Here is a 7,193-nt window from a genome sequence, read left to right as displayed (position 1 = left end):
TTTCAGAGTCAACCCTTTTTTCAGAGCTTTTCTCTTCAACCGAACCGGCTGTTTGTGTGAAGTGATTCACATCCGCCGTGTCGATGGAGGCGCATTATAGGGAGTTCTCCGCAGGCCGCAATAGATAATTTGCAGAAAAATGACTGACTGCTGCATTCCCCAGCAAAACCCCGCCTTATACCCTTTTACACACAGAGTTATCCACAATGCAGTGAAAAGGTGAAATTTCATGAGCGATGCGCAAACGTTTTCGTTACAATACCCCCCGCAAAATGAGGATGCCCTGCCAGGGGCTTTAGCTGAGTTTTTTGCGAAAAATTCAGCTAACGCTCTCTGTAATGTTCAAATCCTGGGGATTTATTACCATGCAACAACCTCGTCCAGTCCGCCGCGCCCTTCTCAGCGTCTCTGATAAGGCCGGTATCGTCGAATTCGCGCAGGCGCTTTCCGCACGCGGCGTTGAGCTACTCTCTACCGGCGGCACGGCCCGCCTGCTGGCAGAGAAAGGTCTGCCGGTGACCGAAGTCTCCGACTACACCGGCTTTCCGGAGATGATGGACGGGCGCGTAAAAACTCTGCACCCGAAAGTACACGGCGGGATCCTCGGCCGCCGCGGCCAGGACGACGGCATTATGCAGCAGCACGGCATCGCGCCTATCGACATGGTGGTCGTTAACCTCTATCCGTTCGCCCAGACCGTCGCCCGCGAAGGCTGCACGCTTGAGGACGCGGTGGAGAATATCGATATTGGCGGCCCGACCATGGTGCGCTCCGCGGCCAAGAACCATAAGGACGTCGCCATCGTAGTGAAGAGCAGCGACTACGAGGCCATTATTAAAGAGATGGACGCCGGCAATAACTCGCTGACCCTGGCAACCCGCTTCGACCTCGCCATTAAGGCCTTCGAACACACTGCCGCCTACGATAGCATGATTGCCAACTACTTCGGCAGCCTGGTTCCCGCCTATCACGGTGAGTCAAAAGAGCCCGCCGGCCGCTTCCCGCGCACGCTCAATCTCAACTTTATTAAGAAGCAGGATATGCGCTACGGTGAGAACAGCCACCAGCAGGCCGCCTTCTATATAGAAGAGGACGTCAAGGAAGCCTCCGTCGCTACCGCGCAGCAGGTGCAGGGTAAAGCGCTCTCCTACAACAACATTGCCGATACCGACGCGGCGCTGGAGTGCGTGAAGGAATTCAGCGAACCGGCCTGCGTTATCGTCAAGCACGCTAACCCGTGCGGCGTGGCGGTCAGCACCACCATCCTCGACGCCTATGACCGCGCCTACAAAACCGATCCGACGTCCGCCTTCGGCGGCATCATTGCTTTTAACCGCGAGCTGGATGCCGAAACCGCCCAGGCCATCGTCTCTCGCCAGTTTGTTGAAGTGATCATTGCCCCTTCCGCCTCTGAAGAGGCGCTGAAAATCACTGCCAGCAAGCAGAATGTCCGCGTACTGATCTGCGGCCAGTGGGCGGAGCGCGTACCGGGCCTCGACGTCAAGCGCGTTAACGGCGGTCTGCTGGTACAGGACCGGGATCTCGGTATGGTGACGGAAGCTGACCTGCGGGTGGTGACGAAGCGCCAGCCGTCGGAAGAGGAGCTGCGCGACGCGCTGTTCTGCTGGAAAGTGGCCAAATTCGTCAAGTCCAACGCCATCGTCTATGCCAAAGATAAAATGACCATCGGCATCGGCGCCGGCCAGATGAGCCGCGTCTACTCGGCGAAAATTGCCGGTATCAAGGCCGGCGATGAGGGCCTGGAAGTGAAAGGCTCCGCGATGGCCTCCGACGCCTTCTTCCCGTTCCGCGACGGCATCGACGCCGCGGCCGACGTGGGCATCACCTGCGTTATCCAGCCGGGCGGATCGATTCGCGATGAAGAAGTGATTGCCGCCGCCGACGAGCACGGCATCGCGATGATCTTCACCGACATGCGCCACTTCCGCCACTAATGGAGCAGAAAATGAAAGTGTTAGTCATCGGCAACGGCGGCCGCGAGCACGCCCTGGCCTGGAAAGCGGTACAGTCGCCTCTGGTTGAAACCGTCTTTGTCGCACCGGGCAACGCGGGAACCGCGATGGAGCCGGCGCTGCAGAACGTCAATATCGCCGTCACCGACATCGCCGCCCTGCTCAACTTCGCGCAGAGTGAAAAGATCGATCTGACCATCGTTGGCCCGGAAGCGCCGCTGGTGATCGGCGTGGTTGACGCCTTCCGCGAGGCGGGCCTGACCATTTTCGGCCCCACCAAAGGCGCCGCCCAGCTGGAAGGCTCGAAAGCGTTTACCAAAGACTTTCTGGCCCGCCACAAGATCCCGACGGCGGAGTATCAGAACTTCACCGAGGTGGAGCCCGCGCTGGCTTACCTGCGTGAGAAAGGCGCGCCGATCGTCATTAAGGCCGACGGGCTGGCCGCCGGCAAAGGCGTGATCGTGGCGATGACCCTGGAAGAGGCCGAAGCCGCCGTACAGGATATGCTGGCGGGCAACGCCTTCGGCGACGCGGGCCACCGCATCGTCATCGAGGAGTTCCTCGACGGCGAAGAGGCCAGCTTTATCGTGATGGTTGACGGCGAAAACGTGCTGCCGATGGCCACCAGCCAGGATCATAAGCGCGTCGGCGACGGCGACAGCGGGCTGAATACCGGCGGCATGGGCGCCTACTCCCCGGCGCCGGTGGTGACGGATGAAGTCCACCAGCGCACCATGGACCGCATCATCTGGCCAACCGTGCGCGGCATGGCGGCCGAGGGCAATACCTACACCGGCTTCCTCTATGCGGGCCTGATGATCGACAAGCAGGGCAACCCAAAGGTTATCGAATTCAACTGCCGCTTCGGCGATCCGGAAACCCAGCCGATCATGCTGCGCATGCAATCGGATCTGGTGGAGCTGTGCCTGGCGGCCTGCGAAGGCAAGCTGGACACGCAGACCTCCCGCTGGGATCCGCGCGCATCGCTTGGCGTGGTGATGGCCGCCGGCGGCTATCCCGGCAGCTACCGCACCGGCGATGAGATCCACGGCCTGCCGCTGGAAGAAGTGGCGGACGGTAAAGTGTTTCAGGCGGGTACCACGCTGTCGGACGACGAGCGCGTGCTGACCAGCGGCGGACGCGTGCTGTGCGTAACGGCGCTCGGCGATACCGTGGCCGAGGCCCAGCAGCGCGCCTATGCGCTGATGAAGGATATTCACTGGGAGGGCAGCTTCAGCCGCAGCGACATCGGCTATCGCGCCATTGCCCGGGAGCGGGACGCTAAATAGCAGCAGGCCGGGCGATTGCCCGGCCTGTTTGTTTTACAGCCTCACCGGATCGATATGCCAGATCTTTTTGGCATACTCCTCAATGGTCCGGTCGGAGGAGAAGTTGCCCATATTGGCAATATTGATCATCGCCTTATGGGTCCAGTCCTCCGGACAGAGATAAAGTTCGTCCACCTTATCCTGGCAGTCCACGTAGCTGCGGTAGTCCGCCAGCACCTGATAGTGATCGCCGAAGTTAATCAGCGAATCCACCAGATCGCGATAGCGCCCCGGCTCCTCCGGGCTGAACAGGCCGCTGCCTATCTGGGTCAGCGTCCGGTGCAGCTCCTCGTCCTGCTCGTAGAACTCGCGCGGCTTGTAGCCCTTCGCACGCAGCGCCTCAACCTCTTCCGCCGTGTTGCCGAAGATGAAGATATTCTCAAGACCAACGTGCTCGCTCATTTCAACATTCGCGCCGTCAAGGGTGCCGATGGTCAGGGCGCCGTTGAGGGCAAACTTCATGTTGCTGGTGCCGGAGGCCTCGGTGCCCGCCAGCGAGATCTGCTCCGAGAGATCCGCCGCCGGAATGATGGTCTGCGCCAGGCTGACGCTGTAGTTGGGAATAAACACTACCTTCAGCTTATCGCCGATCTGCGGATCGTTATTTACCACCTTCGCCACGTCATTGATCAGGTGAATGATGTGCTTGGCCATGTAGTAGGCCGACGCGGCCTTGCCGGCGAAGATGTTGACGCGCGGCACCCACTCGGCATCCGGATCGTCTTTAATGCGGTTGTAGCGGGTGATGACGTGCAGGACGTTCATCAGCTGCCGCTTGTACTCGTGAATGCGCTTGATCTGCACGTCAAACAGCGATTTCGGGTTGACCACCACCCCGAGCTGCTGGGCAATGTAGTCTGCCAGCCGCTTTTTATTCTCAAGCTTGGCCCGCTGCACCGCCTGGTTCACCGCCGGAAAATCGATGTGCTGCGCCAGTTCTGACAGCTGGCTCAGGTCGGTACGCCAGGTGCGGCCGATGTTTTCATCCAGCACCTCAGAGAGCGGCGGGTTCGCCAGCGCCAGCCAGCGGCGCGGCGTGACGCCGTTGGTGACGTTAAGGAAGCGCATCGGGAAGACTTTGGCGAAGTCGGCAAACAGCGACTGCACCATCAGGTTCGAGTGCAGCTCTGACACCCCGTTGACCTTGTGGCTCACTACCACCGCCAGCCAGGCCATGCGCACCCGGCGGCCGTTGGATTCGTCAATGATGGAACAGCGGCTGACCAGCCCGGCATCATCGGGATACTGCTCCTGCAGAGTTTTCAGGAAGTAGTCGTTGATTTCAAAGATGATCTGCAGATGGCGCGGCAGGATCTTGCCGAGCATGTCCACCGGCCATGTCTCCAGCGCCTCGCTCATCAGCGTGTGGTTGGTGTAGGAGAAGACCTGACAGGTCACCTCGAAGGCATCATCCCAGCTGAAGCGGTGTTCATCGATAAGCACCCGCATCAGCTCGGGGATAGACAGCACCGGATGGGTATCGTTAAGGTGGATCGCCACCTTGTCCGCCAGGTTGGCGTAAGTCTTATGCAGCAGGTAGTGGCGGTGCAGAATATCCTGCACCGTCGCGGAGACGAGGAAATACTCCTGCCGCAGGCGCAGCTCGCGCCCGGAGGCGGTGGAATCATCGGGATAAAGCACCCGGGAGACGTTCTCCGAGTGGTTCTTATCCTCTACGGCGGCGAAGTAGTCGCCCTGGTTAAATTTGCCGAGGTTAATCTCGCTGCTCGCCTGCGCGCTCCACAGCCGCAGCGTGTTGGTAGCGTCGGTATCAAAGCCGGGGATAATCTGGTCGTAGGCTTCGGCGATGATCTCTTCGGCCTCCACCCAGCGGCTGTTCTTGCCTTCCTGCTGGAGGCGGCCGCCGAAGCGCACCTTATAGCGGGTATTGTGGCGCTCAAACTCCCAGGGGTTGCCGTACTCCAGCCAGTAGTCCGGCGACTCTTTCTGGCGGCCGTCGACGATGTTCTGCTTAAACATGCCGTAGTCATAGCGGATGCCGTAGCCGCGCCCCGGCAGGCCGAGGGTGGCCAGCGAGTCGAGGAAGCAGGCCGCCAGCCGCCCGAGGCCGCCGTTGCCCAGCCCCGGATCGTTCTCTTCATCGATAAGCTCTTCGAGATCCATCCCCATCCCTTCCAGCGCGCTTTTTACGTCGTCATAGATGCCCAGCGACAACATCGCATTGGAAAGGGTGCGGCCAATCAGAAATTCCATCGACAGGTAGTAGACCTGGCGGACCTCCTGCGACAGCTGGGCGCGGTTGGAGCGCAGCCAGCGCTCCACCAGCCGGTCGCGTACCGCAAACAGCGTGGCGTTGAGCCACTCGTGCTTGTTGGCGATAGCCGGATCGCGGCCGAGCGTGAACATCAGCTTGTAGGCAATGGAGTGTTTAAGTGCCTCAACGCTCAGCGTCGGCGATGAATAGGTAAACGGTGCATTCATAGAAAGGGCCCTGTGATTACATCAAGCGTTGATAAAGTTCGCGGTAAGAGTGCGCCGCAACTTGCCAGCTAAAATCCATGCTCATCGCCTGGCGCTGAACGTAGCGCCAGAGCGACGGGCGCGACCACAACACGAAAGCACGCCGGATCGCCCTCAGCAGCGACCAGGCATTACTGTCTTCAAACACGAAACCGCTGGCGATGCCGTCCGCCAGGTTCTCCAGCGAGCTGTCCGACACCGTATCCGCCAGCCCGCCGGTGCGCCGCACCAGCGGCAGGGTGCCGTACTTCAACCCGTAAAGCTGCGTTAAGCCGCAGGGTTCAAAGCGGCTCGGCACCAGAATCACGTCCGCCCCGCCCATGATGCGGTGGGAGAACGCCTCGTGATAGCCGATCTGTACTCCAACCTGCCCCGGATGCTCGGCGGCGGCAGCGAGGAAACCCTCCTGCAGCACCGGATCGCCGGCGCCAAGCAGCGCCAGCTGGCCGCCCTGCTCCAGCAGGCCCGGCAGCGCCTCCAGCACCAGATCCAGCCCTTTCTGGCTGGTCAGGCGGCTGACCACCGCAAACAGCGGCACCTTATCATTCACCTTAAGCCCCATCGCCACCTGCAGCTGACGCTTGTTCTCGGCTTTCTCTTCCAGCGTATCGCGGTCATAGCGCGCCGCCAGCAGCAGGTCGTGCTCGGGGCTCCAGATCTTGTCATCCACGCCGTTGAGAATGCCCGACAGGCGACCTTCCAGCTGACGCTGGCGCAGCAGTCCTTCCATGCCGTAGGCAAACTGCGGCTCGGTGATCTCCCGGGCGTAGGTGGGGCTCACCGCCGTAATATGATCGGCGTAGTAGAGGCCCGCCTTAAGGAACGATATCTGGCCGTTAAACTCCAGTCCGTGCATGTTGTAGAACGACCACGGCAGGTCAATCTCCTGCATATGGTGGGCGTAAAACATCCCCTGGTAGGCCAGATTATGTACCGTAAATACCGATTTTGCCGGACGCCCGCGCGCCGCCAGGTAGGCAGGCGCCAGCCCGGCGTGCCAGTCGTGGGCGTGAACGATCTCCGGGCGCCAGAACGGGTCCAGCCCGCAGGCCATTTCGCAGCCGGTCCAGCCGAGCAGCGCAAAGCGCAGCACGTTATCAGTATAGGCATACTGATTGGTATCGTGATAAGGGCTGCCGGGGCGATCATAAAGATGCGGAGCATCAATGATATAGACCCCCACGCCGTTGAAGCGGCCGAAAAGCAGCGTGATCCGCCCGGCAAAAGTATCGCGACGCGTCACCACCTGCGCATCGGGAATGCCGCGCCGGATATCGGGGAATCCCGGCAGCAGCACGCGCGTATCGGTGCCGTCGGCAATTTGCGCCGCCGGCAGTGCGCCAATCACATCCGCCAGACCGCCGGTTTTAAGCAGCGGGAACATCTCTGAACATACGTGTAAGACCTGCAT

4 protein-coding genes are annotated in these 7,193 nt (G+C 60.6%); 2 read left to right on the top strand and 2 right to left on the bottom strand.

The annotated features are described in order from the left end of the window. Window positions 1–365 precede the first annotated feature (365 nt). Both purH and purD read left to right on the top strand, forming a co-directional pair. Complete coding sequence (gene purH, locus ENGE1_RS17995; RefSeq protein WP_048254928.1) at window positions 366–1,955, top strand: bifunctional phosphoribosylaminoimidazolecarboxamide formyltransferase/IMP cyclohydrolase; 1,590 nt, start codon at window positions 366–368, stop codon at window positions 1,953–1,955. Window positions 1,956–1,966: 11 nt separating this feature from the next. Further along, the gene (gene purD, locus ENGE1_RS17990) at window positions 1,967–3,262 is read left to right on the top strand and encodes a phosphoribosylamine--glycine ligase (RefSeq protein WP_048254926.1); all 1,296 of its coding nucleotides are present in this window, start codon (window positions 1,967–1,969) and stop codon (window positions 3,260–3,262) included. A 33-nt stretch (window positions 3,263–3,295) separates the two neighbouring features. Here the strand turns inward: purD and glgP are convergent, their stop codons facing one another. Beyond that, window positions 3,296–5,743 (bottom strand): glycogen phosphorylase, encoded by a 2,448-nt coding sequence (gene glgP / locus ENGE1_RS17985; protein ID WP_048254924.1) that lies wholly within the window; start codon window positions 5,741–5,743, stop codon window positions 3,296–3,298. A gap of 16 nt (window positions 5,744–5,759) precedes the next feature. After that, window positions 5,760–7,193, bottom strand: coding sequence for a glycogen synthase GlgA (gene glgA, locus ENGE1_RS17980; protein ID WP_045289467.1), 1,434 nt, complete (start codon window positions 7,191–7,193; stop codon window positions 5,760–5,762).

The sequence above is a fragment of the Pluralibacter gergoviae ATCC 33028 = NBRC 105706 genome, assembly GCF_001598855.1.
In the GTDB taxonomy this organism is placed as follows: Bacteria; Pseudomonadota; Gammaproteobacteria; order Enterobacterales; family Enterobacteriaceae; genus Pluralibacter; species Pluralibacter gergoviae.
Note: the sequence above shows the minus strand (reverse complement) of the source record. Positions and strands in the feature narration are given on the sequence as shown.